General features: G+C 43.0%; 30 protein-coding genes and 1 riboswitch. Of the genes, 6 read left to right on the forward strand and 24 right to left on the reverse strand.

All coding sequences use genetic code 11. The features are described 5' to 3' along the window. Positions 1 to 18 precede the first annotated feature (18 nt). On the reverse strand, positions 19 to 1,176 hold the full coding sequence (locus BN1765_RS11525; protein WP_050615270.1) for a trans-sulfuration enzyme family protein: 1,158 nt from the start codon (positions 1,174 to 1,176) through the stop codon (positions 19 to 21). A 101-nt stretch (positions 1,177 to 1,277) separates the two neighbouring features. Then, positions 1,278 to 1,380: riboswitch (SAM riboswitch) on the reverse strand. 162 nt (positions 1,381 to 1,542) lie between these two features. Between BN1765_RS11525 and mscL the strand changes: the two genes are divergently transcribed. Beyond that, positions 1,543 to 2,007 (forward strand): large-conductance mechanosensitive channel protein MscL, encoded by a 465-nt coding sequence (gene mscL, locus BN1765_RS11530; RefSeq protein ID WP_050615271.1) that lies wholly within the window; start codon positions 1,543 to 1,545, stop codon positions 2,005 to 2,007. Positions 2,008 to 2,128: 121 nt separating this feature from the next. On the opposite strand, the gene BN1765_RS11535 is transcribed toward mscL, so the two are convergent. The 4 genes from BN1765_RS11535 to dapF all read right to left on the reverse strand — a co-directional run bounded on the left by BN1765_RS11535 (position 2,129) and on the right by dapF (position 6,859). Continuing rightward, positions 2,129 to 2,794: a phosphatase PAP2 family protein gene (locus tag BN1765_RS11535; protein WP_050615272.1), complete on the reverse strand. Its 666-nt coding sequence runs from the start codon at positions 2,792 to 2,794 to the stop codon at positions 2,129 to 2,131. A 103-nt stretch (positions 2,795 to 2,897) separates the two neighbouring features. Then, positions 2,898 to 4,829 carry a nitric oxide reductase activation protein NorD gene (locus BN1765_RS11540; RefSeq protein ID WP_050615273.1) on the reverse strand — a complete coding sequence of 644 codons (1,932 nt, stop codon included), beginning with the start codon at positions 4,827 to 4,829 and terminating at the stop codon, positions 2,898 to 2,900. Between the two features lie 18 nt (positions 4,830 to 4,847). After that, positions 4,848 to 5,720, reverse strand: coding sequence for an ATP-binding protein (locus BN1765_RS11545; RefSeq protein ID WP_050615274.1), 873 nt, complete (start codon positions 5,718 to 5,720; stop codon positions 4,848 to 4,850). A 191-nt stretch (positions 5,721 to 5,911) separates the two neighbouring features. Continuing rightward, positions 5,912 to 6,859: a diaminopimelate epimerase gene (dapF, locus tag BN1765_RS11550; RefSeq protein ID WP_050615275.1), complete on the reverse strand. Its 948-nt coding sequence runs from the start codon at positions 6,857 to 6,859 to the stop codon at positions 5,912 to 5,914. Between the two features lie 92 nt (positions 6,860 to 6,951). Between dapF and BN1765_RS11555 the strand changes: the two genes are divergently transcribed. Further along, positions 6,952 to 7,242, forward strand: coding sequence for a hypothetical protein (locus BN1765_RS11555; protein WP_050615276.1), 291 nt, complete (start codon positions 6,952 to 6,954; stop codon positions 7,240 to 7,242). Positions 7,243 to 7,285: 43 nt separating this feature from the next. Here the strand turns inward: BN1765_RS11555 and BN1765_RS11560 are convergent, their stop codons facing one another. The 4 genes from BN1765_RS11560 to BN1765_RS19575 form a co-directional block, all read right to left on the reverse strand. After that, entirely contained in the window at positions 7,286 to 7,849 is a 564-nt protein-coding gene (locus BN1765_RS11560; protein ID WP_082195455.1) for a beta-class carbonic anhydrase, read from the reverse strand. A gap of 75 nt (positions 7,850 to 7,924) precedes the next feature. Beyond that, positions 7,925 to 8,740 (reverse strand): hypothetical protein, encoded by an 816-nt coding sequence (locus tag BN1765_RS11565; RefSeq protein WP_147554185.1) that lies wholly within the window; start codon positions 8,738 to 8,740, stop codon positions 7,925 to 7,927. A gap of 121 nt (positions 8,741 to 8,861) precedes the next feature. Then, the gene (locus tag BN1765_RS11570; protein WP_082195456.1) at positions 8,862 to 9,182 is read right to left on the reverse strand and encodes a DUF4870 domain-containing protein; all 321 of its coding nucleotides are present in this window, start codon (positions 9,180 to 9,182) and stop codon (positions 8,862 to 8,864) included. 211 nt (positions 9,183 to 9,393) lie between these two features. Then, positions 9,394 to 9,540: a DUF2639 domain-containing protein gene (locus BN1765_RS19575; RefSeq protein WP_075050805.1), complete on the reverse strand. Its 147-nt coding sequence runs from the start codon at positions 9,538 to 9,540 to the stop codon at positions 9,394 to 9,396. Positions 9,541 to 9,686: 146 nt separating this feature from the next. Between BN1765_RS19575 and BN1765_RS11575 the strand changes: the two genes are divergently transcribed. From BN1765_RS11575 to BN1765_RS11585, 3 genes are all read left to right on the forward strand, one after another. Beyond that, entirely contained in the window at positions 9,687 to 11,048 is a 1,362-nt protein-coding gene (locus BN1765_RS11575) for an MATE family efflux transporter (RefSeq protein ID WP_050615280.1), read from the forward strand. A 54-nt stretch (positions 11,049 to 11,102) separates the two neighbouring features. Continuing rightward, on the forward strand, positions 11,103 to 11,540 hold the full coding sequence (locus BN1765_RS11580; RefSeq protein ID WP_050615281.1) for an Hsp20/alpha crystallin family protein: 438 nt from the start codon (positions 11,103 to 11,105) through the stop codon (positions 11,538 to 11,540). A 143-nt stretch (positions 11,541 to 11,683) separates the two neighbouring features. Beyond that, the gene (locus BN1765_RS11585) at positions 11,684 to 12,166 is read left to right on the forward strand and encodes an Hsp20/alpha crystallin family protein (protein WP_050615282.1); all 483 of its coding nucleotides are present in this window, start codon (positions 11,684 to 11,686) and stop codon (positions 12,164 to 12,166) included. A 76-nt stretch (positions 12,167 to 12,242) separates the two neighbouring features. Here the strand turns inward: BN1765_RS11585 and BN1765_RS19810 are convergent, their stop codons facing one another. From BN1765_RS19810 to BN1765_RS11625, 8 genes are all read right to left on the reverse strand, one after another. Next, complete coding sequence (locus BN1765_RS19810) at positions 12,243 to 12,587, reverse strand: DUF3658 domain-containing protein (RefSeq protein WP_050615283.1); 345 nt, start codon at positions 12,585 to 12,587, stop codon at positions 12,243 to 12,245. After that, positions 12,584 to 13,273: a DUF1835 domain-containing protein gene (locus BN1765_RS19815; RefSeq protein ID WP_050615284.1), complete on the reverse strand. Its 690-nt coding sequence runs from the start codon at positions 13,271 to 13,273 to the stop codon at positions 12,584 to 12,586. Before BN1765_RS19815 ends, BN1765_RS19810 begins: the two co-directional genes overlap by 4 nt. A 301-nt stretch (positions 13,274 to 13,574) precedes the next feature. Then, on the reverse strand, positions 13,575 to 14,228 hold the full coding sequence (locus BN1765_RS19580; protein ID WP_230199584.1) for a CAP domain-containing protein: 654 nt from the start codon (positions 14,226 to 14,228) through the stop codon (positions 13,575 to 13,577). 709 nt (positions 14,229 to 14,937) lie between these two features. Further along, entirely contained in the window at positions 14,938 to 15,411 is a 474-nt protein-coding gene (locus tag BN1765_RS11605; RefSeq protein WP_050615285.1) for a DUF6385 domain-containing protein, read from the reverse strand. Between the two features lie 207 nt (positions 15,412 to 15,618). Beyond that, positions 15,619 to 16,101, reverse strand: a complete 483-nt coding sequence (locus BN1765_RS11610) for a FixH family protein (RefSeq protein WP_050615286.1) — start codon at positions 16,099 to 16,101, stop codon at positions 15,619 to 15,621. A 61-nt stretch (positions 16,102 to 16,162) separates the two neighbouring features. Continuing rightward, positions 16,163 to 17,572: a sensor histidine kinase gene (locus BN1765_RS11615; RefSeq protein ID WP_050615287.1), complete on the reverse strand. Its 1,410-nt coding sequence runs from the start codon at positions 17,570 to 17,572 to the stop codon at positions 16,163 to 16,165. Next, entirely contained in the window at positions 17,562 to 18,251 is a 690-nt protein-coding gene (locus tag BN1765_RS11620) for a response regulator transcription factor (RefSeq protein ID WP_050615288.1), read from the reverse strand. The genes BN1765_RS11615 and BN1765_RS11620 overlap by 11 nt, the downstream gene beginning before the upstream one ends. 4 nt (positions 18,252 to 18,255) lie before the next feature. Beyond that, positions 18,256 to 19,161 carry a YncE family protein gene (locus BN1765_RS11625; protein WP_050615289.1) on the reverse strand — a complete coding sequence of 302 codons (906 nt, stop codon included), beginning with the start codon at positions 19,159 to 19,161 and terminating at the stop codon, positions 18,256 to 18,258. A gap of 248 nt (positions 19,162 to 19,409) precedes the next feature. Here BN1765_RS11625 and BN1765_RS11630 point away from each other — a divergent pair, with 248 nt between their 5' ends. Then, positions 19,410 to 19,652: a hypothetical protein gene (locus BN1765_RS11630; protein ID WP_050615290.1), complete on the forward strand. Its 243-nt coding sequence runs from the start codon at positions 19,410 to 19,412 to the stop codon at positions 19,650 to 19,652. Between the two features lie 144 nt (positions 19,653 to 19,796). Here BN1765_RS11630 and BN1765_RS20275 read toward each other — a convergent pair whose 3' ends face one another. The 7 genes from BN1765_RS20275 to BN1765_RS19320 form a co-directional block, all read right to left on the reverse strand. Next, positions 19,797 to 19,967, reverse strand: a complete 171-nt coding sequence (locus tag BN1765_RS20275) for a hypothetical protein (protein WP_187119444.1) — start codon at positions 19,965 to 19,967, stop codon at positions 19,797 to 19,799. Between the two features lie 490 nt (positions 19,968 to 20,457). Then, on the reverse strand, positions 20,458 to 20,814 hold the full coding sequence (locus BN1765_RS11635) for a DUF2188 domain-containing protein (RefSeq protein ID WP_050616754.1): 357 nt from the start codon (positions 20,812 to 20,814) through the stop codon (positions 20,458 to 20,460). A gap of 77 nt (positions 20,815 to 20,891) precedes the next feature. Further along, a complete protein-coding gene (locus tag BN1765_RS11640) occupies positions 20,892 to 21,824 on the reverse strand; it encodes a CobW family GTP-binding protein (protein WP_050615291.1) in 933 nt (310 codons plus the stop codon). A 323-nt stretch (positions 21,825 to 22,147) separates the two neighbouring features. Further along, the gene (locus BN1765_RS11645; protein WP_230199522.1) at positions 22,148 to 23,647 is read right to left on the reverse strand and encodes a lmo1851 family serine protease; all 1,500 of its coding nucleotides are present in this window, start codon (positions 23,645 to 23,647) and stop codon (positions 22,148 to 22,150) included. Beyond that, complete coding sequence (locus BN1765_RS11650) at positions 23,647 to 24,447, reverse strand: M15 family metallopeptidase (RefSeq protein ID WP_050615292.1); 801 nt, start codon at positions 24,445 to 24,447, stop codon at positions 23,647 to 23,649. Before BN1765_RS11650 ends, BN1765_RS11645 begins: the two co-directional genes overlap by 1 nt. A gap of 118 nt (positions 24,448 to 24,565) precedes the next feature. Next, the gene (gene deoD, locus BN1765_RS11655) at positions 24,566 to 25,273 is read right to left on the reverse strand and encodes a purine-nucleoside phosphorylase (protein WP_050615293.1); all 708 of its coding nucleotides are present in this window, start codon (positions 25,271 to 25,273) and stop codon (positions 24,566 to 24,568) included. A 176-nt stretch (positions 25,274 to 25,449) separates the two neighbouring features. After that, on the reverse strand, positions 25,450 to 25,620 hold the full coding sequence (locus BN1765_RS19320) for a YozD family protein (protein WP_069203022.1): 171 nt from the start codon (positions 25,618 to 25,620) through the stop codon (positions 25,450 to 25,452). Positions 25,621 to 25,632 lie beyond the last annotated feature (12 nt).

Consider the following 25,632-nt stretch of genomic DNA (forward strand, 5'->3'; position numbering starts at 1 on the left):
TGCCCGTTATGCGCTTACTCAGGATAAAACAGCTTGTGTAACGAGGCTTAGTGCCTGCTCCAAATCTTTTATCAGGTCATCCGCATGCTCGATTCCGACAGACATCCTAAGCAGCCTTGAACTGATTCCTTTTTCTTCCCTGATGGCAGCAGGGATATCCGCATGAGTCTGGGTAGCCGGATAGGTGATCAACGATTCAACCCCGCCCAGGCTTTCTGCAAAAGAAATCAGTTTGACGTGCTTCAGTATCCCTGCGGCCGCAGCTTCATCCTTCAGCTCGAAAGAAAGCATGGCGCCAAATCCCTTGCTTTGCCGTACCGAAAGTTCGTATTGCGGGTGTGTGCTGCTGCCGGGGTAATAGACGGACTCGACTGCATCATGGTTCTCCAGCCATTTGGCGATAGCGGCGGCATTTTGCTGCTGCTTATCCATACGCACCGCCAATGTCTTCAGCCCCCTTAAACAAAGCCAACTATCCTGTGGGCCTAAAATGCCTCCGGTCCCATTTTGCAGCTTGGCGATTTTTTCGCTCAATTCCGGATGGGCCGCCACAACAAGTCCACCGATGATATCATTATGGCCCCCGAGATATTTAGAAGCGCTATGGACTACCAGATCGAACCCAAAGGTAATCGGCTTTTGGAGATAAGGGGTCAAAAAAGTATTGTCGCAAATGGTTAAAATGGAATGGCCTTTTGCCAGCGAACAAACAGCCTCGAGATCAGTCACCTTCATTAGGGGATTGGATGGAGTCTCAATGAAAATCGCCGCGGTTCTATCCGTTATGGACTGCTTTATCTTTTCAATCGAGGTGGTATCGACATACGATGCATGGATTCCATAGATGCGGAATGTCTCTTCTAGCAAACGATATGTACCGCCATACAGATCATCGGAAATGATGATGTGGTCGCCGGGCTTGAACAGGAACATGATGGCGGTGATGGCTGCCATCCCTGAAGAAAAAGCAAATCCCCGGTCCCCTTCCTCCAAAGCGGCGATTGCCTCTTCCAAGGCTTGCCGTGTCGGATTGGCTGTCCTTGAATAATCAAAGCCTGTACTTTTACCCAGTTCAGGATGTTCAAATGTAGCACACTGATAGATTGGCGTACTTAAAGCTCCTGTCGCTGCATCTTTTTTTACGCCGGCCTGCACCAGCTTCGTTTCTGTTTTCATTCCGCCATTCCTCCTTTAAGTCGGGAAACTTGAAAGCCATTTTAACGTCAAAAAACGCCCTTTCAGAGAAAGAGCGCCTTCAATCAGCCAAAGCAACTTCTCTCTCATCGACTAGAATAAATTCCTATGGCATTGGCACCGTTCAATATTTGATGGTTGCCGGAGCGTCACAGGGCCATATCCCTCGACTCCTCTAGATAAGAGTTCATTATTCAGTTAATTCAAAATATTTCATTTTTACCATCATAAAGAGTTATTGGTTATTTGTCAACAACCTTCTGAACTTTCTTATTATATGTTAAAATGGAATATTGAAAGAGTCATAGAGTGAATATCCGTAATCGCTGTCTGTCAGGAGGAAACATCATGTGGGAAGAATTCAAAAAATTTATTGATCGCGGCAATGTAATCGAACTGGCTGTCGGCATCGTGATTGGCGGGGCTTTCGGCAAAATTGTATCATCATTTGTCGATGATATCCTGATGCCGCCGATCGGCTTAATTGTCGGCAAGGTGGACTTCTCCAATCTGTATATCAACTTGACCGGAAGCCAGTCCCTATCGCTCAATGCAGCAAAAAAAGCGGGCGATGTGACCATTAACTATGGTTCTTTCCTCAATGTTGTAGTTAACTTTTTAATCATCGCTTTCGCCATTTTTCTGGTATTAAGGCAAGTCAATAAATTCAGTTTACTAAAAAAGGAAGAGCCTGCCACTACAAAAGAATGTCCGGCATGCTTAACAGAGATCCCTCTCCATGCGACAAGATGCCCTAATTGCACGACCTACCTTGAGGATGAGGAAGACCGAGAAACTGAACCAACCAACTGAATATACGCAAAAAAATGCCTGGATTTCCAGGCATTTTTTTGCGCTCTCCAATAAGAAAAAGTTCCGCCAGTCTTTCATTTTGCACTGTTTCAGAGCAGACTTCCACATACAATGGTAATGCTTATTTTTTTGTCCGTTCTTCATAAAAATCAAAGATAAACCAACAAATCAATACCCAGAAAGCTCCGGCCGTGTAGCCTCCAATAACATCGCTTGGATAATGGACGCCAAGGTATATGCGGCTGATTCCGATTGCCAGCACTAAGAGGACAAAAAAAGCAATAATAATACTGTCGACCCATTTTCTGCGGGAAATCTTCGCGAGGATAATAGCAAGAGTCGCATAAAAGATCAGTGAGCCCATGCTATGGCCGCTTGGAAAGCTATAGCCGCTTTCTTCAATGATTGGAAAAATATCCGGGCGTTCACGCTGGATCATATTTTTCAGCATCAGATTAAATGCACTTCCTGTAGCAGACGTAAGCAACAGGAAGAAACCGTATCTTCTTTTCTTCAAGCCAACAACCAATGAAATAACAAGGACAGCGGCAATCAGCCAAACTTTCCCGCCAAAGAAGGTGATGACTTTCATGACGGCAGTCAATCTGGCCGAAACATGCCCCTGGATATAGGCAATGACATTGTGGTCGAAGGCCCTTAATTCGGCTTCTTTCAAATCTTCCAGCAAATCGATGAAGATCGCCGTAAAAGCTACGATGAGGACAGCGAAAAAGACCATATATAACTGCTTTTTATAGTTTTTCATGAACAACGCCATTTTTTTCATACGTATGATCTCCTTGGATGTCTAATTCTTCAGTTGCAAATCCCCTTTGCCATTCAGTCTATTAATCCCCCAAAACGAAGAAAGGAAAACAACCTTAAATCGGCTACATGCTTTTTAGCAGGATTTTCTTCAATAATTGCGAAAACAAGTAAGGCAACTCTTCCATTTGCGGAATGATCATATATTCTTTTTCATAAATATTCTTCATCATATTTTCTTCGCTATCCTGCACATCGCCGTCAGAAAGGAACATCCCCATGACGTGGATGCCGTTTTTCCGGGCTTCCTTGACTGCCGTATACGTATCGACAATCCCATTTTGTTCGTAATCTTCAGCCGACGGCTCTCCGTCAGAAAACACCAGCAGGAATTTATGCTTTTCACTTCGGGTCTTCAATTGCTCTGCCGCTTTGCGGATGGAAAAACCATCGCGGTTGTCTTCCTGGTGTTCAAGCTGCATGATTGCCGCCCCGCTGCCATTATGCAGGCAATGATCAAACGATGTGATTTCATGGTAGATATTCGGAAAATACTCTTTCCTTACTTCGTTGGCATCCTCCCAAAAACCGACAATGCTATGGCGGATCTGCAAGTCTTTCAACACTTCATGGAAAAGCGCCACCGCCCTTCTTGTCTCTTCCATCTTATCGAACATAGATGCTGAACAGTCAACCAGTAAAGTGAACACAACATCCTGTTCCTTAGCAATCGCGTTTTTCTTCTGAAAAACACGCGGCAGCGGGTCTGTCACTATCGGCACCAGCTTGCGGGAAAGGCGGCCGTACAGCAAATCTGAACGGCGGTTATTCTGTTTATGTTCCATGTTCTTCTGCAATGTTTTCTCCAGTGCCCGTTTTTCTTGCTGGATTGATTTTTTCAATTCGTGATAATTCTCCGTCTCTTCTGCCGTCGCTTGATGCGGCTTCTTGAGGATATGGACCGCGTATTGATTGCGTTCACCATATGGATAGACTTTGTTCTCTGCTTCGCTAGCTGTTTTCTGTTCGTCCAAAGCCTCTAGATCTTCATAATCCTTCTGTTTGGATTGCCGCGACGATCCTTGCACCGATGCCATGGCCTGGTCTGCATCGCTTCCTTCCCTGGCACCATTGCCGAGGATGGCTGTGTTCACGCCTTTTTCCAATTCAAATCTCAGGAATGTCTGCTTTTTTTGCTCGCTTTTTTGTTCTCTATGCCATGTTGAAAATGCCTCATCCAATGTGTCTGCATCGTCTGCTGGTTCCTCTTCACGATCGTCATTGCGCAGGCGGTCCTTCCGTTTCAGGTCAGCAAACGTATGCGACAACTCAAGTTTGTATTCCCGATCATCCTCGACCGGCATAACCAAATAAGGATTGAGCATATCCTCGCTGAATAATGCAGTAATTCTGTACAGCAAGCCTTCCATCAGTCCGGCAACCTCCGCCGTTGAAGACAGCTCGTACACCTTAAACAAATCAGGTTTGATTTGTTCAAGCGCCTCTTCCAGCTCAAGAGGAACATCCACCTTGAAAGCAACGGCGCCTTCGTCACTCAACAGAGTGATCACAATCATGCAGAAAAATAAATCGACCGGAAATCCCCTCGTATAATTGGCATCGCTTTGGGAGTGGTAATAAGATAACAGAAGCTTCCTTCTCACATTGAACCACTTGGCCGTACCAGGCTTTTTCTTTTTGCAGATTTCCTCCAGCCTAATGTCTTCAAGAAAAGTAAACAAGGCGGTGGCAAAGTTTCGCGCTTTCATTTTTTTGGCCAGCGATCCGAAGAAATCCAGAACGCGCAGATTGCTATATTGATAGGTCCCTAATGCACGCAGCACAATATCGCTTTTATATCCGGCATTACGGTCCTGTTCACTGTAATGGTCCCAAAAATGGCTAGCAGATATGGAAGGCCCCTGAAGTTTAATCTGGTGCCCGAAACCGAACTCAAACTGCACCTCTTCATTGCCCGATAATAATCTGGCCATATTGCGGAGGGAAATCGCCATCGATGCATCGACCACTGTATCATTGAATTTGATGTATTTCATTGCTTCAGCTCCCCATCTTTAAGGCAATAACATCTCGACAATATTGTCCAAAAATTCTTTTTCCCTGTCTTCATCCAATTTATCGATGATTGCACGCTGAACAGCCCTCTTCAACGGAATAGCCACCGATAGGTCTGCCGCATCCAACAAGGCACGTACGGAAGCAGCTTCTTCAGACAAAGTGCCCTGTCTGGTAGCTTGAATTAAATCCTTTGATAGCGCGATAAAGAACTCAATATGTTCTGAATCGCTAATGAGGCTTTGCTCTTTCAGCACATTGCGGAGGGTTTCCCCTTCAATATAAGGGACATCAATGACGATAAACCGGTTTTTCAATGCCTCGTTAAGCGGTGTCGTGCCGATGTAGCCTTCATTGACAGCGGCGATTACCCCAAATCCTTCTTTCGCTTTCACGGTTTCTGAAGTAAATGGGTTGGTCAGGCTTTTGCGGTAATCTAGGACGCTGTTCAAAATCGGCAGCGTTTCCGGTTTGGCCATATTGATTTCATCGATGTAGAGGAATTCCCCCTTTTCCATCGCTTGCACTACAGGACCAGGTACAAAAACGATCTCTTGTTCGTGATTGCTGTTATATTGCAGCGTCTTAAATCCGAGCAGGCTTTCGGCATCCAGATCGACAGAGCAGTTTATCATATGCATCGGGTTTTGGAACAAGCCGGACAACGTTTCAGCAAATGTCGTCTTTCCGCTCCCGGTAGGCCCCTTCAATAAAATATTTTTCCCCTGCGCCAAAGCAACAGCAGCATCCTCGATCATAGCCTGATCAGGCGCCATATAGACTTTTTCCTCTGGAATTGTCTTTGTATGCTGTTTTTTCTTTTTATCAATCAGTTGTTGGATACCCGCAGGCAAAGTCTCATATATATTCATGTACCATTCTCCTTTTGAATACGTTCGCATCTGCCTGTCTATACAGGCAACATAATTTTTATCATATAATAAATAAGTGAGAAAGTGGAACATTAGGCTCACTCGAACAAAATAAAAATCATCCGATTTCTCCTCTTGATAAGCAAAAAGAGCGAATGCACCGATTCGCTCCTCCCGCTCCTATTCCATTATTATTTTCTATTCACCATCTGCTGGTAAGCCGCGATTTCTTCCGGAAAATCGACGCGGCTGCCGACTTTGTACCCGTCTGGTTGGTATTCCATTTCCACCTTATACTCATAGGTGGCATTGCCGATCAAATCAATGGTGTATTGGTCTTCCTGCTGGTGGACGGCGCATTTCACTTTTCCTCCCGGATTGTAGACCGTCAATTCCTCACCGAATGAAGCCAGCCCCTGTAGACAGGCAACCAAGCTGGAAGCACTCATCGCCGTTCCGCAGGCGTTGGTGAAGCCTACTCCCCGTTCAAATGTCCGGACGAATATTTCTTGTGGGCGCAGCGCTTCAACAAAACTCACATTCACCCCATCAGGAAAATAAGGGTTTTCCCCATTCCAATAGGCAGCCAGCTTTTGCTGTTCATCCTTTTTGGCATCAGCATCGTCAACAATCGCAATAAAATGCGGATTTGGAACCGCTATTGCCGTAAATGGCAAGTCGCTGCAGTCTGCCAATGTTTGATTAATGAACGTTTCATTCGGCGCCTTCATCGGCAGATCAGCCGTCCGGAAAGAGACAGGCGAAATTTCGACCTTGTACGTTTCGACCCCTTCGCTTAAAGGTTCCATTTCTTCTACTTCAAGCACGGCTTTCATCGTTTCAATGCGAAGTTTTTTCATGCCTAGTTTCTCGCACGCGTATCGCGCCACGCAGCGCAAGCCATTTCCGCACATCGAAGCTTCTGAACCATCGGAATTAAAGACACGCATTCTTCCATCGGCAATCTTGCTATCCTGGAAGAAAAGGATGCCGTCCGCCCCAAGTCCTTCACTGCGGTCGCATAAACGGACCGCCATCTCAGCCCGCTCGGCGTCGCTATAATTTAAAGAATCCGTATACTCATCAATCAGCAAGAAATCATTGCCCGACCCATGGCATTTAAGTGCCGTTAATTTCATCTGTATTCCTCCACTTCACTAAATCAACTATTTGTGTTTATAGCTATTACTTTATATAATTCTAGCAAATAATACTACAAGGTGATTCTATTTTGAAGGTAAAAAGAGAATGGAAAGGTTTCACATATATCTTCGACTTCTTTGTGGAAGATGCCGTCACCCTTGACGATGAGCTTCAATCCAAGGAAGCCGTAGTCGTGACAAAAGTCATGTCAGCGCAAAAAGAAATATTATGGGAAGGCAATATATCCGTAAAATGGAATTCAGTCGGTATATGGCCCAATCCAAAAGATCTAGCAGCCGTTACTGTCCCCCAATCGGCCCAGCGCATGCTGCTGATTGAGCTGCGCCGCTATATCAAGCCTAACCGAAATTTTGTGTAAGCGAAAAAAACTCCTGCGCCTTTGTGCACAGGAGTTTTTTTCTTTATGCCTCGTATCCGCTTGTTACAAGCTCAAGCTTTCCTGTTTCCGGCGAAATGACCAGTCCATGAATGGCCACATCAGCTGGAATCAATGGATGATTACGGATAATATCCACAGAGTTGGCCACGCTGTCTTTAACATTATCAAAGCCTCTTAGCCAATCTTTGATGTTAATGCCGGAACGCTCAAGGGTAGATAATGTGCCGGGATCAATATGGCGATCCTTCATCTTGGCGACAACCCGATCGCCATCCACCGAAGACATGCCGCAATCATGATGGCCAATGACAAAGACTTCATCTGCATTCAATTCATAAATGGCGACCAAAATGCTTCTCATTACGCTGCCGAAGGGGTGTGAGACAATTGCGCCAGCTGTTTTTATAATTTTAACATCGCCATTTTTGATATTCATCGCTTTAGGAAGCAACTCTACTAGTCTAGTGTCCATGCAGCTGAGAATGACCATCCGCTTATCCGGAAATTTATCCGTCTGGAACGTTTCATATTCTTTATTATGTACAAATTCTTCATTAAACGACAAGATTTCATCCAATGCTTTCAATGTGATCCCTCTTTTTCTTTTTACAGAATAGTATAACAGAATTAGAAATCATAATCCCGCCAGAAGCCTCAAGCATTAATGGTTATAGTTTCGCAAAAGCCGGATGCACAAACCATATACAGCCATTCTTTCCCCCTCGGTCGCCTGATCCGAAAAAGACAGAATAGGCGTATTCAATTCTTTGAACCGTTTTGCCCACTCAACCGGCATCCATCCTTTCTGAAACGTTGCCACGTCTTTTTTGCTGCCGCTGTAGGGGATGGAAAATTGCTGCAGGAAACCGCCTATATCCACATCCATGACAGCTGTATGGTCTGGCGTCATGATCACACCCTTGTAGCGGAGCAGGGATTTGGCACGCTCTTCTTTATATGTATACAGATGGACGCCATCTCCGCTCTCAATCGTCCATTCATCGCTGAGCCATTTATGATTGCGGAATCGGCCAAGAATCTTTTGCTCTTGATTCGACAATACATAGGTTGCAGGCATTAAGGCAGACATGCTCCCTGGAATAAGCCATTTATACCAGACATTTTTTTCTTCCGATAATTCACCCACCATTAAACCTTCGCTATTGAAAAGCAATACTCTGATCGCTGGAGCTGGCATGAACAATAACAATACATTCCTTTCTGCCAATGGGCCGTTCTGGCTTGTGCGGATCGTATCGGGTACATGGCGGAACCTGTCCATATTGAGACGAAAGAGGAAAAAGAAAAGGATGGATAATAAAAGAAAAGGGATGACTGTCGTCCAGATGTATTGCTTTTGGAAAAAATAATAATTGACAAAGAAAAGGCCGATGCTGAGCAAAAGGGAAAACAACGCCATATTAAGGGACTGGGAGGCTGTCTGTTTATAATAGTCTTTAATTTGAATTACCATCACCCTGTTTCAGCTGCTTCCGGAATCTTGCTTGTGGATGGGACAGAATAAAATTCGCCGGAATGAGCAATTACAAAACAATCCTTGATGTTCATGTTCACACCAAGGATTGTTTTCTTCTATTTTACAATATACGGAAAATAAATGGAAATCTATATTCTTCTCCGTTATACGCTTTAAACGCGCCAATAATGGTAAAAATAAAGGCAGCTATTCCGATAATCGGCAAAATAAGAAATCCGATCAGCACAATTGTAAGCAAAGAAGCAACAATCATATACACCGTATAGGAAATCAAAAAATTCAAATATTCACGGCCGTGATAATCAATAAATGCTGACTTGTCTTTTTGCAGCAGCCAAATCAACAATGGACCGATAAATACAGTGAAAAAACTGATGATATAAATCAATGCCGCTAATAGCCTATCATCGCGGGAAACCATCTTAGGCAACTCCTTTCGTAAAAAACGGCTCATTCTATACTATTATTATACGAAAGAAACGGCTTTTTGTATTCACTTTATTCATTCTAAACGGTCACTAGATTCCGCTTTAACTCATCACCTAAGAAAGTCCCCACAATTTAAATGGATGATTAAGCAATCGTCTAAATCTGATTGGTTCGCCTAAACAATGAAATTACCGCCTTTATTATTATTCCGCTTTCGTTAAACGAAAGTAAAGATTCCTAAGCACATGTGTCCGGTAATGCTGAAGTTTCTTCAGTTCCACCGGATGATTTTTAATCCCACGCTCTCTCAACTGTGCCACATACCATCCTTTTGAATGCTTGTACGCCATTTCCAACCCCTCCATTGGCCTTTTTGTTCTTGACCTATTTATATGCGGTAAAATGGCCAATATGCCAAAACGGCTCTTCTTTTCACACCGAAAAAAGGGCTTATATGATATAATTTTTTGATGTTATATATTTCGGAGGAAAGTGAATGAATACAACAGAAACACTCAAAGAAAAATTGAAACTTTTTCTCAAAATCATGCTTCCTGTTCTCGTCACACAACTGGGCATGTTTTCGATGACATTTGCCGATACAGTCATGTCCGGCAATTATTCAGCAGACGACCTTGCCGGCGTCGCCATCGGCAGCAGCATCTGGGTGCCGATCAATACAGGATTGAGCGGGATCCTGCTTGCAATCACTCCCATCGTTTCACAATTGGTGGGAGCCAAAAAGAAAGGAGAAGTTCCGGCCGCAGTCATACAGGGTTCTTACCTGGCACTTATCATTTCCATATTGGTCCTTATGGCAGGTTTCTTTTCCTTAAATCCCCTCCTGAATAATATGCAATTAGAGCCCTATGTGAGGGGAGTGGCACACGATTATCTGCTGGCGCTTGCATGGGGGATTATTCCATTGTTCCTATACAGCGTCCTACGTGCCTATATGGATGCGCTTGGCCAAACAAGAGTATCGATGTTCATCACTTTGATCGCTTTACCTATAAATGTGGCTCTTAATTTTCTATTCATCTATGGTAAATGGAATTTCCCTGAATTGGGCGGCGTAGGTTCAGGAGTGGCATCGGCCATCACATACTGGGTCATTTTGGCGATTTCTATCCTTGTAGTCATCAAGGTCCATCCTTTTAAAACATATGGACTCTTTTCCAGAATGGTACAAATATCGCCGCGTGAAATTAAGCTTATCTTAACCATCGGCATACCGATCGGTTTATCGATTTTCTTTGAAACAAGTATTTTCTCAGCAGTGACACTGCTGATGAGCAGCTTCGATACCATTACGATTGCTTCCCATCAGACAGCCATGAACTTCTCTTCTTTCCTTTACATGGTTCCTTTAAGCATCTCAATGGCCATGACGATTGTTGTCGGCTTTGAAGTCGGAGGCAAACGCTATAGGGACGCTAAGCAGTACAGCAGAATCGGGACATCATTAGCAGTTTCCATGGCTTTATTATTCGGAATCATCCTCTTCTTCTTCCGGACAGAGATAGCGGGAATCTACAGTAAAGATCCTGAAGTGATTTCTTTGGCGTCCAGCTTCCTGATCTACGCATTGTTTTTCCAGCTATCGGATGCCATCATGGCTCCCATCCAAGGAGCGCTGCGCGGATATAAGGATGTTAATATCACGTTTATTATGTCGTTGGTCTCTTTTTGGATTATTGGTCTGCCAACCGGCTATTCACTCGCGAACTTTACATCGCTGGGCGCATACGGCTACTGGATTGGCTTGATTATCGGCCTTGCTGTAGGCGCTTTGTCGCTGGCTTCTAGGCTCTTTTATGTACAAACGAAAAAATTTCCGCAAAATAAGCCTGCCTGATTCATAGATAAAGCCCCTTCTTCATATATTGCTATCATGAAGGAGGGGCTTTATATGTCAGACAATCCAAAACAAGGGTTTGACTGGAATATGCTCGGCAATGAAACGCAGAACCTTCTTGGCCAGGACTTTTGGAAGGATTTCGAGCATATATTCCCGAAGAAACACCCACCGGTCGATATTGTTGAAACAGCTACACATGGTTTCATTTACATAGACATGCCCGGCCTGAATGCACCAGAGGAACTGTCACTCTCCATAAACGGGCAGAGCTTGATAATTGAAGGGCAAATCAACAGGCCCTATCATCCAGAGCAGGTGAAGACACTGCTCAATGAGCGTTTTTCAGGACAGATTAAACGCTCGGTGATCGTTCCTTTCCCCATTGGCCAGCAAGAGCTTCAGGCATCTTATAAGAATGGCATTTTGGCCATCACGATTGCCAAGGGCAGCAACCACTATCCCATCTCCTATACCTTCCCGGCCGAATAGCCGGGATTTTTTTATCTTATTCTAGCTGGCGCTAAGCCCCCCGCTCCATTTGACGTTCTCCTTTTCATAAACGCCATGGCACATAGGCTAACATATGCATATAGTAAATAAAACCGGCTTTTTTGTATTGAGGGGGACTTCTCATGAACCCATGGAATGTTCTGTTTCCATTTCAAAAATATATGAAAAACTTCTCAGGCATGCCACAAACAAAAGATATGGAATCCTTTATAAAAAATATGTTCAACGAGTGGCAAAAACAACAGAATCCTGAACAAGCTTCCTCCCCATATACAATCAGCAACCCATTTTTTGAACACTTCAAGCAAAAGGAAGCAGCAGATTCTCCTACCCTTGACGCCCAAATATTTGAAACGCACCATGACGTCTATGTCCGCCTGCCCGTTAAAGATAAAGCTTCCCTGAAGGATTTGAAAATTTTCCATACGTCGAATACCTTCATCATTGAAGGATTCCCTGATAAAGACGACCGCCATGTGCTGACACTGCCTGCCATTGTCAAGAAGAAAGGCGGAAGCGCACAATACAGGGACCAGGTACTCGAAATACGGCTGCCCAAAGCAAACGACCTGCAGTATTCTGAAATCAATGTAACTGAGCTATAGCGGACGCTTAAATAAAAGGCACCTACCAGCCTGATCTGATAAGCGCCTTTTCGACGAGGCAATCCTTTCCAAACATCTAACGTTGATAAAGCCTTACCCAATAGAACCGCATCGCTTTTGGCACTCCTTTTAGGCCAAAAATGCCCTTTTCGATGAGCTGCCTCACTCGATATTGAAGGAACGCGTCCTCGATGTATTGATCTATATGCCCAAGGACTTCGCCGATCAGCCGAGCCGCCGGCATGAATGTACAGCTATCAGCCTCTTGATGCAATCGTTGAGCTGAACGAATGATAAAATCATCGAAAAAATCTTCATCCACATGGCGGATCGCCCCGTTCTCCCATATGCGAAGAACGGCATTGCTCGCCGATAACTCTTTCCATTCATCCGCATATAAGGCTCTTTCCTCTTTAATCAAGATACCCGCCTCTTGATTTGTTTGTAAATAGCCTTGATTTTTTCAGGCGATATTTCACCGGAATATAACGGCTGGTAATCCAAGTCTGGCCGATAAAAAAGTTGTTCGTACAAGACCGATGTGTTCAATAATGCAATGGGATTTGGTTTGTTTTTCAGCATATCAACCATATATCTTGAAGCCGTTTGCTCGTGCGCATTGTCGCCTGTCCAAATGATGATTGGCACTTCAGCAGGAAGCATTTCGACCATTAAGCGCTCGCGATCCATTTCCTCCAGATAGAAGTGGATATACTCATCATCTAGAATCAGATGGTTTTTAAGCCATTCATGCCTTAAGACCAGCCCTTTTTCCTCTTGCAAATGCCAAATAGGACCAATGGAAAAAAGGTCCGAAAAACCGATTATTTTTTCTTCTGTATCCAAATCCAATTCTTTTAGCGCTACACGTAAACTACCAGCCATAGACGCTCCGAATACAATATGGACTGCCTTGTCATTTGGTTGAGGAAAGGAATCCAAACTTGACTTCAGAAACTCCGCATATAATTCTTTAAGATCGGCTGCCAGCTGTGCCGGGTTGTTTGCATCCTCTGCCCTATGCATATGTATAAAAAATTGAAGCAGAAGCGATTTTGCTTCCTTTTCAGATAAATCTTTAATACGCTTTTTTAACGTATGTATCAATTAAAAAACTCCCTTTCTTTGTACGTATTTCTTGACCCTCTGGCCCCACTATTCCCGCAAGGAGTCCCGCGCCATCCGTTCATGTCCCAGACCAACGAAAAAACTTGGGGTAAAAGGATTGTTATATCCACTTTTTGGAACTTTCTAAGCTGACTACATTCTCTTTTATTTCTTCAATCATGTAAATAATTCCTTTTTTTAGACAACAAAAACCAGTATGCAATAAAAAAGGATAGCTTGCCCGCCAGTGGGGTTTGCTATCCTTTTGTAGCCAGCAGCAGGCTGGCAACTGCCTATTCATTTATTTACCGATGAACATTTGTGTCCAGTAATTGTTGTCGCTCACATGGCCGATACCGATGTGCGTATAGCTTGCATTAAGGATGTTTGCTCTATGGCCTGATGAGTTCATCCAGGCGTTTACCACTTCTTCCGGCGTACGTTGGCCTTGTGCGATATTTTCTGCTGCGCTCTTATAAGAAATGCCGAACTGCTTCATCATATCGAAAGGTGAACCGTATGTCGGGCTTGTATGGTCGAAATAGTTTTTGTCTTTCATATCCTGTGATTTAATGCGTGCTACTTTGCTCAGTTCAACATCTAGTGTCAATGGCTGCAATCCATATTTGGCACGTTCTGCATTTGTCAATTCAACGACTTGTTGTTCATAAGCACTTACTTCATAGGAAGTTGAAGGCTTTTCTTCTTGCGGTTTATTTTCTGTTTCAGGCTGGTTTTGCCCCGGGTTGTTGTCTACTGCCGGTTGATTTTGTTCCGGCTCGTTGTCTACTTCCGGTTGGTTTTGTTCCGGTGTGTTGTCTACTTCTGGTTGATTTTGTTCTGGTGTGTTATCCACTTCCGGTTGGTTTTGTTCCGGTGTGTTGTCCACTTCTGGTTGGTTTTGCTCTGGTGTGTTATCTACTTCTGGTTGGTTTTGTTCTGGTGTGTTGTCCACTTCCGGTTGGTTTTGTTCTGGTGTGTTGTCCACTTCCGGTTGGTTTTGTTCTGGTGTGTTGTCCACTTCCGGTTGGTTTTGCTCTGGTGTGTTATCTACTTCTGGTTGGTTTTGTTCTGGCTGATTAACCGGTGGAGTCGTTATGCAGTTTGTATTGAGGGTAATTACCCCGACAAATCCAAAACCATTTTTGAATGGCACTAGTTTAAAAGTCTTATTATTAACTGCTTGTTGCATGTTTTGGTATTGAGAATAATGATAAACGCCACAGTTCTCAGATTTAGAAGCTGCGAATGTACTTTGGGCGTTACCGATTCCTAAACTAAGTACGGCCGCTGCAGCCAATGATACGATTGCTTTTTTCTTCATTCGTCAATTCCTCCTGCTGTTTTGTTATTTGCAAACATATCGTATCATGGCTTTTCCGTAATAATAGAACCATATTTTAGCAGATCTCTATTCAACCAATATTTTAATGCCTCGTTTACCATATTTAGGTGACCAACAAAAAGAGAATGCCCATTTATCCGGCATTCTCTTATTCTTTCATATGATTTCCTGATTATATGAATTACAGGATATACTGGTAAAACTCTCAATCTGTTTCCAATTCTCCACTAAGAAAAATAGCTTGACAGCCTTTTAGAACATCCTATTTTATTACTTATTTTACATTTTAGTTACAATATATATATAAGGAATACAGCATTCATCTGATGCCTTGAAGTATGATGATTGCTGTTGAGATATGTGTTCCTTTCACTTGGACGCGTGTATATTTCATATATTCCTCGGAATGGACATATCCCATTCTATTTGCCCCAACTTCTTGAAAATCTGATTGTGTCGCATAATGAAACTGGTCGGGGCTGATTTCAACTTTAAAGGCGATTGAATGTTCACTTTCGTTTATAACGGCGATACTATATTTCTGGAGACGAGATACATCAAAAGTAATACTTGCTTTGCCATCCTTTTTCAATATAACACTCCGCTTAATATCGACTGTACACTTTTCTTGGCTGTTTTCAGGCCGCATATGGTCGGGGATCAATATACTCTCGACTTTTTTTAATTTTAACGACCATTGATTTGGTATTTCCTCACCTACCTCGATTTGTTGGCGAAAGGCTTCTTCGTATGCAAATTCTTCCTCTTCATATTTGCGTTGGTCCTTCCTCATATTCCCGCCTCACAATACTGAACGATATGATTACTATTATTCAAGTTTTTGTACAGTAAGAACCGTGATCCCATACTTTGGCCAACTAAAAAACGTGAAAAACCGTATCTGAACATCAAGATACGGTTTTAGTGATTCCAATCTGACTGGCGCTAAAACGCCTACTTTAACACGGAATTGAAGACAAAGAAGGTTAGTTCAACTTTATTAATGATTATTATGATGCTCCATCTTCCCCATATTTGTGGATGCGTCTTCTTTTGTTTCAGGTTCACTCGGCTCTCCTATAATGAACTCTTTTTTGGGCATGCTATGCATCCCTTCGGCAGTTACATGGGCATATATGTAATATGTACCTTGTTCGCTAAATGATTTGGTTACCGTATAGGTGCCATCCTTATTATTACGCGGATCTATTTTCTGGTGATGTTCGCTTTGGGAGCGCCAAATTTCAAACTTGATCTCATCCGTTTTCTTTACCGGTTTACCTCCATACAATACTTTTGCAGTAAACGTAACCTCTTCGTTTGAATTCACTTCGCCGGGATTAACCCGCAGCTGAACATCAAGATACGGAAGTTCGCCGGATTGCTCTTTGTTTTGATTTTTGGCAGCTGAATCTTTTGTCCCGCAAGCCGCCAAAACCAAAACAAGCAAGCAAATGCCAGCCAATATCAATCGCTTTTTCATATGATTACCCCTTTGTTTTAATGTATCTATTTGAACGAGAATATTCTCTATCCATCCCTGCTTATTGCCAGTCTTCCAGAATAGGGAAGATCAGGCTTACTTTTGTTCCTACATTAATCTGGCTTTCGATGCGCATTTCTCCATTATGTAACTGCATTAACTTTTCCACGATAGAAAGGCCGAGGCCGGTTCCCCCATTAAAACGCGACCGCGCTTTATTTACTCGGTAGAATCGCTCTGTAATGTGTTTTAGGTGTTCTTCACTGATCCCTATCCCATTATCTGCAATATCCAAGAAGCATTTTTCCTCTTTTATTGAAAGCCCTACAATAATTTTTCCGCCTTCTTTACTGTAGCGGATTGAATTTTCCACAATGTTTTGGATCACTTGCTCCAACCGTCTTTCATCCCCAAGAATGATAGCTTCAGGATCTAATTCCATTTCTAACGTTAGATTTTTATCTAAAAGAATGGTTTTATACTTTTCCAACGTATCCTCGACAAATTGGGCAAATGCGATAGGTGTCGGTTTGATGACAAATGTATTGGATTCCAGCTTTGTCAGGTCCAATAAATCCTGTACCAAATTCTGCAACTGCAAGGTCTCCCTGTCAATCAGCTTTAAATATTTGACCTGGTCATCGGGAGATGGCACAAGCCCATTCAACAGCGCCTGGGTATATCCCTTCACATAGCTGAGCGGCGTCCGTAGTTCATGTGAAATATCCGCCAGGAAGTTCCTCTTCGTTTCGTCTTCCTCTTGAATGGCAAGGCTCATTTTATTGAAGGCTTTTGCCAGACTGCCGATTTCATCCTCGCTGCTGTCATTCAGGGTGGTCGAATAATCCCCTTTGGATACTTTGATTGCCGCCTGCTCAATTTCTTTTAATGGCTTCACAATCTTATTGATGATTTTCACGCCCAGATACAGCGTAATAATCATATATAATATGCCGGCTATAAGCCATATAAAGGTGAATTCCTTGGTTAATTCCTTTATGCTTGTTAGTGGAATATAACTGTAGATAATGCCTTTTAAATCGCCATAATCAAGCAAAGGATAGATGACCGCTACAATATCACGCTGGAAACGTTCTTCAAAATCCTTTTTAAAGACTGGATTGCCATCAAGCAACACCTGTCTTTCTCTTTCGGATATGAGTGTTTTATAATTAAGGTCAAAAGGGACACAAGCCGCCAATTCCTTAGGATTATTAACGACAAAGGTTTCCCCCTGAGTTTTGCTGTTCAGCCAGCTGACGTGTTCTTTATATTCATCGGTCAAAGCCCCGCCCTGATAATCCTGGGCCAACTGCTCTGCTTGTGAATAAAGATTTTCTTTCACATAATCAACATACAGTTTTTCATAGAATAATTGTGACAAATAATAGGCAAAACCGATGCTCAATATGATAATGCAAAAAACAGTCAGCCATAATTTGTGTTGCAATGTAAACTTTCTATGCTTCATTTCCACCCTCGAATTTATAGCCTATGCCCCATACTGTCTGGATGTAATCCGCATTCTTCAGTTTCATCCGCAATGTTTTTACATGCGTGTCGACTGTTCTTAGCGATCCGCAGTAATCATTGCCCCAAATCCGCTCAAGCAGCTGTTCTCTGCTCAACACTTGATTCGCATGGTTGATTAAGAAGTTCAAAAGCTCGTATTCTTTCAGTGTCAATGAAACAGTATGTCCGGAGACTGTTACCTTTCTGGATTTTTTGTTGATGGATATTTCCCCGTATACAATCATATCTTCGTTGACTGCGTCGCTCTTCTTCCCTGATCTTCTCAATAGAGCTTCGATACGGGCAATCAATTCGCCTGGGCTGAAAGGCTTCACTACATAATCATCGCCGCCCAATTTTAAGCCCTTAACCTTATCCCACTCTTCTCCTTTGGCGCTTACAAAGATAATGGGCACTTCAGAATGCTTACGGATATTTTGGCATACCTCAAAACCGTCCTGTTCAGGCATCATGATATCAAGCAAGACAACATCCACTTGTTCCTTTTGGATGACTTCAAGCGCCTCTTGGCCATTGCTAGCCTGAATGCACTGGTAGTTAGAATTCAATAAATACATCTCTACCAGATGCCTCATATCCTCTTCATCATCGACTACTAATACTTTAATATCCAACATACTTTCACGACTCCCTTACTACAACTTGAAATGGACCTTTTCCTGTTTTGATTGTTTTTTGTATACGAATGGATTCCGAATTAAGCATATACATGCGATTATTATCATAGGATGCCACTACAATCATCTCTCGGTATGTTCCGATTTCAAATGGATTTACTCCGACCTTCAGTGCCTGAACGGACTTATCGGATGCTTCCCATTTGTAGATTGTACTATTGCCATGGCTAATAATAAATATAGAATCCTTAATTGTTAAAATTTTGACAGGCATCGTCGGCGCATTTTGTCGGGCAACCAGCTTTCCTGTTGCTAAAGAATAGATATGCACATTCTGTTCCAATTCACTGCCGGCCCCGTGTCCGCCAACCCAAAGGTTTCTTCCTCCAGGTTCAATCGCCATACCTGACGAATATTTCTCCACTCCGATTGCCGGAAAGTTTTGTAGCGTCCGGCTGTCCAAAACGGATAGTTTCGTATCATAAAAATTACTGACATATAACTTACCGTCATATTCCAGTACTGAATTAGGCTGATTGCCTACTTTTTTAGCATTGATTTCTTTGCCGTCCAACGAATAAAGGCGAATCTCATCGTGCGTTTGGTCAACCAGCACCAAACGGTTGCCTCCCTTAAGAAGAGACATATTCACGATTCCTTCCCCTGTTGGCCAAATGTCAGTCTGTTTCCCTTCGCTTAATGAAAAAATATGGATAGCGTCCATCTCTTTTCCGTAAACAGCCAAGTGATCTTGATCAGGCAGCAAACAGGCACCTGAAATCGGTTCGTAGAATTGCCAGGACATCTCTCTGCTATTCGTCTCGGCATCTACGAATGTTATACTGCTATCCTTCAGGTTCACACTTGCAATAAAAGGCATCCCCCTTGGCACTTTTTCGAAAGTATCCATAGAAACCCCACCTAACAAGCATACCGAAAGAATAACAACAAACCCCATTTTCCTCATTTTCCCACCATCCCATCTCCCTACCCCATTTTACCTGACGACTGTGAAATATGTATGTGCTGTTGATGAATTTTCATATTGTTTTTAAACAAATTCATAGAATTATTTGTACATACTTTCCCGTATAACAGAAAGAATAAAGAAAAAGCTTTTTGCCATTCGGAATCAATAACGATGAGGAGGATCGGAAAATGGCAGGGAAATATCGTTGCCCCCAATGCAAAACAAACCGAACAAGATTTAATCTGCTAGAACAAGTCCCAAAGCCGGTTAAACTTGATGCCCATACCGGCGACATTATCAAGGAATATGTGTCCGGTGAAACTGAACCTTTCCATATGGCGTACAACGGCCCGCATATCCGTGTTCAATGTGCAGCCTGCGGCTTAGTAGAAAGTGAGCAGACCTTCCAAGCATATGGGCAGCTGCCCTAAAATAAGAGAGCATATGAACCTTTTCATATGCTCTCTTATACATTCTGATGATTAAAATTCATGGACTTCCGTAACAGCTGCATTAGAGAAACCGTTAAAAAGAAAAGAAGCTATGGCTACCACAGCTCCTCGATTCGTAAGCGTTTATTTTAATTTTTCAGGATTCATTATTTTTATTGACATGACTTCTCCACAATCCATGCAAACGGTATAGACTTTTTCTGAACCAAACCCCGTTTTTTTATCTAAAGGACGAAGATTAATATAATCTGTTGCTTGTACAAACGAATCTCCATCACAATTTTTACAATTCATGTATATTTACCTCCTAAAACTTCATATGACAATATTTGCCATATCTAATTATATAAGGTAGTATTTTGTTCTGCAATTAAAAGTAAACAAGAAGTTCTAATCGAAGAAGATCAAATTGGCAAGGTTATGGAGGTGAAACCCGACCAAATGAGAGGGGAAGCTTTTACGGAAACGCTTCAAACTATTATCCGATAGGGGCCAACTATTATAAAATAAAAGGGATACCGACTTCAAAGGCTATTGCCATTAAAGACGATGGCCATTGGGTTAAGGCTGTATATGCACATAAAGCGCCTTTTCACATGATGAATCTCCTGACTAACACCTTTTTTCTAGCGGCTGTTTCTGTATTGGCATTGTTTGTCCTCGGATCCATATTCCGTGCTAAAAATGCAAAACATAAAAGATAACGACAACATATACGGCCTTATGTCATCTAATCCAGATAAAAAAATCCAGCTCGCCCGAAGGCAGCTGGATTTTTTTCCAATTAATCAGACTGCTTGGATCCATCTTCTTTATAGGTAACAACGGCGGTATCATATTTATCACTAAGTTCCCGCGCACGGTCCAACGCTTTTTCTTTTGACTCAGTAACAAAGCTTGCACGCTCAGCACCTTCCTTGATGACCTGCCAGCCATCTTCGTGCGGCTTTACTTCATAGCGTTCCTTATGCGGATTGTGCTTGGCGACGTACTCCTTTGCTTTTTCGGTCGCTATCGGAATCGCCCTGCCTTCCTCATACCCTTCATCAAGAAGTGCATTGGCAATCTCGATCGCTTTTTTTCTGACATCGGAGTCCAAATTTTTCATGCTCGGCGGATAATCGTGATTATTCCATGGCATTGTAATCCCCCCATAAAAAGTATGGTCCTTTTTTACCCTTATTTTCCGAAGCAAAACCTTTTGGCAGAACGGAAGCTTCACACCTCCATTTCTTTTTCCAAAGCATGCAATCCTTTATGAATCAAGTCTTCATCCAATCCTTGGCCGATCATGACAAGATTAAGCGGCATTTTAATCAACTCCTGCAACATGACAGGTGTTCCGTAAGAATATTGGAAAAGAAATGGGTACTGCGAATGTGTAAAACCGATATACCCTTTGATCCGGTATACGGTATCCGGCAGTGCCCGCAGCCATTTTTCAAACGATTCATACTGAATGGAGGTATTAAAGGTATAGAGCACCGTCTGTAATTGCAAATCAGCAATACTATGCTTACTGTCCCCTGTTTTCGGATCCTTCTTGATTGTCCGCTGCTGGAAATCAACCAGTGCTATCTTCCCTTCATGGGTGAATAAGCACAATGCCTCGCTATTCAACGATTGAATCTCAAAAAGGATGCTACCGCTTTGCTGCTCGCTGACCAGGTCCACTTTGTTCAGCACAATGGTATCTGCATGGGCAATCTGTTCAATCATCAGTTGTCTGATTTGCGGGGCCAGTTTATCACGGTCCGCCCACCGTGAAATATCGACCACGGTCAAAATGCCACGGTACTCCAAGGCCTCAACCAATAAAGGTGAAAGAATGCTGTCGACTACCTCAACCGGATGGGCAGCCCCTGTCGTTTCAATATAAATGGCGTCCAGGTCATTTTCTTGTGTCAACGATTGAAGCTGCGCTTCCACTTTTTCAGAGATTGTACAACAAATGCAGCCGTCAAACAATTCACGAAAAGGAACTCCTTCTTCCTCAATGATGGCCGAATCGATGGATATGCTGCCCAGTTCATTCAACAAGACAGCGATCTTGCGGCCTTCTTTCCGCTCTTGTTTCATGATATGCTGCAATAGAGTGGTCTTACCGCTCCCTAAGAATCCGCCGATTATATACACTTCTGCTTTTTTCATGACTCAACACCTCTTCCATTCTTCAAATCTGATTTATCTGCTTTTTTATACTATGTAAAATCCCCTTCTTTACTGCTTACAAAGAAGGGTTTCTAATGTGCATTATAGAGCACAGCGAGAGCGAATGGAAATATTTCACTCCTTGCTTCCTCTGAAAAAAAGCATACTATTATTCGTTGAACCCATCGGATTTCTACTAGCGCTTAATCTCCCCAATTACACTTCTTCGTCTTCCCTTCCGTGCTGAGTGGACGTTTTAGCGCCAGTTAGAATAGGCAAAAGAAAGGAATGGAGCATAGCCATGCTCCATTCCTGGTTACACTTTATTTCTTCAATGTTTGCGACAAAATCTCAACTGCTTTATTCAGCTGTGTATCATTGGATACGATTTTCTCGCGCAATTTATTCATCAAGGCAACAGTTGTATCGCCTTTCAAGATGCCGTCCTGTTTTAGATTGGCATCTTTTTGCAATTGGATGACTGCCGCCTTTGTCTGTTCGTCAAAAATGCCATCAACCGCACCTGTGTTGTATCCTAATGCTTCTAGCATCTGTTCGGCCGTTTTTGTTTCCGTCGAGCTGCTTCCCACTTTCATTTCCTGGTCAGGCGAAATAACGGTCAAGTGGGCATATGAAGGCAACTCTACTTTCACATCGGGCTGGATTCCTTTTTTATGGATCCAGTTGCCGTCCGGCGTCAGCCATTTAGCTGTCGTAAATTTGATATTGCTCTTGTCTTTAAACTCCTTGGCGGTCTGTACCGTGCCTTTACCAAACGTTTTTTCGCCGACCAATTTGATGCCGGCCGATTCGCTCATCGCCGCTGCAACAATTTCGGATGCGCTGGCGCTTCCTGAATCCACAAGAACGACGACAGGGAAGTTATTTTCACCCTTGTTGTCTGACTTGAAAGCCTGTTTGTTTCCCGCTCTGTCCTCAACCTGCAGGACGACTTTATTATTGGGCACAAACATGCTGGCGATCTTAACGGCCTCCTGCATGATTCCTCCCGGATTGCCGCGCAGGTCCAAGACAAGGCCTTTCATTCCTTTTTCTTTCATTTCTTTCATGCCCTTAGCCAGCTCAGTCGATGTATTTTCCGAGAAGCTGGTCACTTGGATGTGGGCAATATCGTCTTTCAGCATTTCGCTGTAGACTGTCTCGATCGGGATGGTGTCTCGGGTCAGCGTAACCTTGAAAGGGTCACTGTTGCCGCGCTTGATCATAAGGGTTACCTTTGATCCTTTCTTCCCACGGATCTTCGAGACAGCTTCAGATGAGCTCACGCCTTGCAATGCCTTTCCGTCAACGCTGACAATGATGTCATGCGCCTTCAGGCCTGCTTTTTCAGCAGGAGAGCCTTTAATCGGCGAAACGATGCTGATTTGTCCGTTCTGTTCCTGGATTTCCGCACCAATCCCTTCAAAGGAGGCGGAAATTTGCTCGTTGAAGCTGGATGCTTCTTTTTCATTCATATAGTCGGAGTAAGGATCATCAAGTGCTTCCATCATGCCGTTGATTGCACCGTTGACAAGTGTTTGGTCTTTAACATCCGTGTAGTATTCATTCTTGATTGTATCGTATGTAGCATACAATTTGTTGAACTCGCTTCGATCATTGCTTGTCACTGTCGGCTGGACCTTCTTATCTCCGAACGTCAAGGCGATTGTCGTAACCGCTGCTGTGACGAAGATGATAAAAAACACGCCCATTATAAAGTGAAATTTCTTAAACTTTATATACTTATTCGATTGGCCCTCGTCGGGACGTTTGTTCTCATTATCCATCTTTTCACCACTTTCGCCATCGTGCTTTCTGAACATTATTTTGCTTCATGCGCTCGTTCAAAAAACTCTTCCAATGTGAGATTATTTTCATAGATGATTGTAGCATACTTTTTGCCTACATACCGAAAATGCCATGGTTCATATTCGTATTGTGTGATCGTTTCTTTCCCTTTTGGATAACGCAGGATAAAACCATATTTATGCGCATTGTCGGCAAGCCATTTGCCTTCTGCTGTATTTTCGAACTCCTGCACAACGTCAAGGTTCACTGAATGCGCGGAAATGTCCATCGTTAAACCAGTCTGATGTTCGCTCTCCCCTGGTACAGCCACCAATTTCTTTGCTTCTTCGATGCCCTTTTTGGCCGCATCATTATTGAAAACAGCTTCTTGTCTGACATAGGATCGATATCCCGAAACGGCAAACAACTCAATGTTTTCCTGTTTGGCCGCATTGAACATATCAGCCAATGCTTCTGCCGCTTCTTTTCTCATCAATGCTTTTTCTATTTGGGCATCCCCAAAGGAGTAGCTTACATTGGCACGGACCAGATCACGGGGAATGTAGCTTTCCGGCAATGCGTACGTTTTATTGACAAGCGCATACATATTATCCGGATTCTGGATGATTTTCTTGCCGCCGATCTCCTTAATCACATTGAAGGCGGAATCGGGTATAGAAAACTCATTGGAAGTCTGCTTGTCCACTTTTTCCTCCTTAGTGGCTTTCTTCTCAGGATGTGATTGATTCTCATCGCCAGATACATTGAATTGCGATTGGCAGCCGCTTAACAGTAATACTGCAGCGAATGCAGTTGCTAGATGCTTTTTCTTCATGTTCACCCTCACCTTTATCCTTCATTTGCCAAATTGAATGGAAAAGAGAATGCACAGGGGCACCTCCATTATTCTGTAATGAATTGAAAGTGACCGGTACATTCTCATCTGAAATTGCTTATTTTCCTTTGATTGCTGCTTCAAGCGCCACTTCGATCATATCGTTGAATGTTGTTTGTCTTTCCTGTGCTGTCGTTTCTTCTCCAGTCAACAAATGATCGCTTACAGTCAACACTGAAAGCGCATTTCTGCCGAATTTAGCAGCAAGCGTATAAAGAGCTGAAGACTCCATTTCAATCGCAAGAATTTGGTATTGTGCCCATTTTTCATGTTCCGCATTGTCATTATAGAATTGGTCGGCAGTAAAGATATTGCCCACCTTCATATCTAGACCTTTTTCAATACCTGCATCATATGCTTTCTTAAGCAGGTCAAAACTAGCAGTTGGAGCATAATCCACTGTACCAAATGTAGCGCGGTTCATTTTGCTGTCCGTAGATGCCGCCATACCCAGGATTACATCTCTTACCTTCACATCTTTTTGGATAGCGCCGCAAGTACCTACACGGATCAAATTCTTTACATCATAACTTTGGATTAACTCATTCACATAGATGGAGATAGAAGGAACACCCATGCCTGTCCCTTGAACAGAGATTTTGTGCCCTTTATATGTACCTGTAAACCCATACATGCCTCTGACTTCATTATAGCAAACTGGGTTTTCCAAGAAAGTTTCAGCTATATATTTTGCGCGTAGAGGATCTCCCGGCAGTAGAATAGTATCTGCAATCTCTCCCGCTTTAGCCCCAATATGTACACTCATTAAAAATTCCTCCTAAAAAAACGTTTTCCAAACACCACTATACCATAGTTTTTTTAAGTAGTTAAATGGTAAGATGTCTGACCGTATCATTTTAGCCGCCACCGACAGAATACCATTATATCATTATCCGTTACTTATACAATAAAACGGCGGCATTATTGCCGCCGTTTTGCTATCTATTCTTCCATCTCTTCGTCAATGATACATTTATCAAGCAAATATTCAAAAGTGATATCGGCAATTTCTTCGAGTTCTTCTATAGTTGGCGCATAACCACGCTTGGTTAATTCTTCGAAGAAATAATCGGCTATCTCTTCGGTATCGATTACGACCTCAATCTCTCTCAAAAAAACCGCCCC

It is taken from the genome of Bacillus testis (assembly GCF_001243895.1).
GTDB classification, from domain to species: Bacteria; Bacillota; Bacilli; order Bacillales; family DSM-1321; genus Bacillus_AD; species Bacillus_AD testis.

Coding starts and splice junctions, on each gene's coding strand:
- BN1765_RS11525 (WP_050615270.1), bottom strand. CDS start 1,176: ATGAAAACAGAAACGAAGCTGGTGCAGGCCGGCGTAAAAAAAGATGCA.
- mscL (WP_050615271.1), top strand. CDS start 1,543: ATGTGGGAAGAATTCAAAAAATTTATTGATCGCGGCAATGTAATCGAA.
- BN1765_RS11535 (WP_050615272.1), bottom strand. CDS start 2,794: ATGAAAAAAATGGCGTTGTTCATGAAAAACTATAAAAAGCAGTTATAT.
- BN1765_RS11540 (WP_050615273.1), bottom strand. CDS start 4,829: ATGAAATACATCAAATTCAATGATACAGTGGTCGATGCATCGATGGCG.
- BN1765_RS11545 (WP_050615274.1), bottom strand. CDS start 5,720: ATGAATATATATGAGACTTTGCCTGCGGGTATCCAACAACTGATTGAT.
- dapF (WP_050615275.1), bottom strand. CDS start 6,859: ATGAAATTAACGGCACTTAAATGCCATGGGTCGGGCAATGATTTCTTG.
- BN1765_RS11570 (WP_082195456.1), bottom strand. CDS start 9,182: ATGGTTTCCCGCGATGATAGGCTATTAGCGGCATTGATTTATATCATC.
- BN1765_RS19575 (WP_075050805.1), bottom strand. CDS start 9,540: ATGGCGTACAAGCATTCAAAAGGATGGTATGTGGCACAGTTGAGAGAG.
- BN1765_RS11575 (WP_050615280.1), top strand. CDS start 9,687: ATGAATACAACAGAAACACTCAAAGAAAAATTGAAACTTTTTCTCAAA.
- BN1765_RS11580 (WP_050615281.1), top strand. CDS start 11,103: ATGTCAGACAATCCAAAACAAGGGTTTGACTGGAATATGCTCGGCAAT.
- BN1765_RS11585 (WP_050615282.1), top strand. CDS start 11,684: ATGAACCCATGGAATGTTCTGTTTCCATTTCAAAAATATATGAAAAAC.
- BN1765_RS11605 (WP_050615285.1), bottom strand. CDS start 15,411: ATGAGGAAGGACCAACGCAAATATGAAGAGGAAGAATTTGCATACGAA.
- BN1765_RS11610 (WP_050615286.1), bottom strand. CDS start 16,101: ATGAAAAAGCGATTGATATTGGCTGGCATTTGCTTGCTTGTTTTGGTT.
- BN1765_RS11615 (WP_050615287.1), bottom strand. CDS start 17,572: ATGAAGCATAGAAAGTTTACATTGCAACACAAATTATGGCTGACTGTT.
- BN1765_RS11620 (WP_050615288.1), bottom strand. CDS start 18,251: ATGTTGGATATTAAAGTATTAGTAGTCGATGATGAAGAGGATATGAGG.
- BN1765_RS11625 (WP_050615289.1), bottom strand. CDS start 19,161: ATGGATACTTTCGAAAAAGTGCCAAGGGGGATGCCTTTTATTGCAAGT.
- BN1765_RS11630 (WP_050615290.1), top strand. CDS start 19,410: ATGGCAGGGAAATATCGTTGCCCCCAATGCAAAACAAACCGAACAAGA.
- BN1765_RS20275 (WP_187119444.1), bottom strand. CDS start 19,967: ATGAATTGTAAAAATTGTGATGGAGATTCGTTTGTACAAGCAACAGAT.
- BN1765_RS11635 (WP_050616754.1), bottom strand. CDS start 20,814: ATGCCATGGAATAATCACGATTATCCGCCGAGCATGAAAAATTTGGAC.
- BN1765_RS11640 (WP_050615291.1), bottom strand. CDS start 21,824: ATGAAAAAAGCAGAAGTGTATATAATCGGCGGATTCTTAGGGAGCGGT.
- BN1765_RS11645 (WP_230199522.1), bottom strand. CDS start 23,647: ATGTTCAGAAAGCACGATGGCGAAAGTGGTGAAAAGATGGATAATGAG.
- BN1765_RS11650 (WP_050615292.1), bottom strand. CDS start 24,447: ATGAAGAAAAAGCATCTAGCAACTGCATTCGCTGCAGTATTACTGTTA.
- deoD (WP_050615293.1), bottom strand. CDS start 25,273: ATGAGTGTACATATTGGGGCTAAAGCGGGAGAGATTGCAGATACTATT.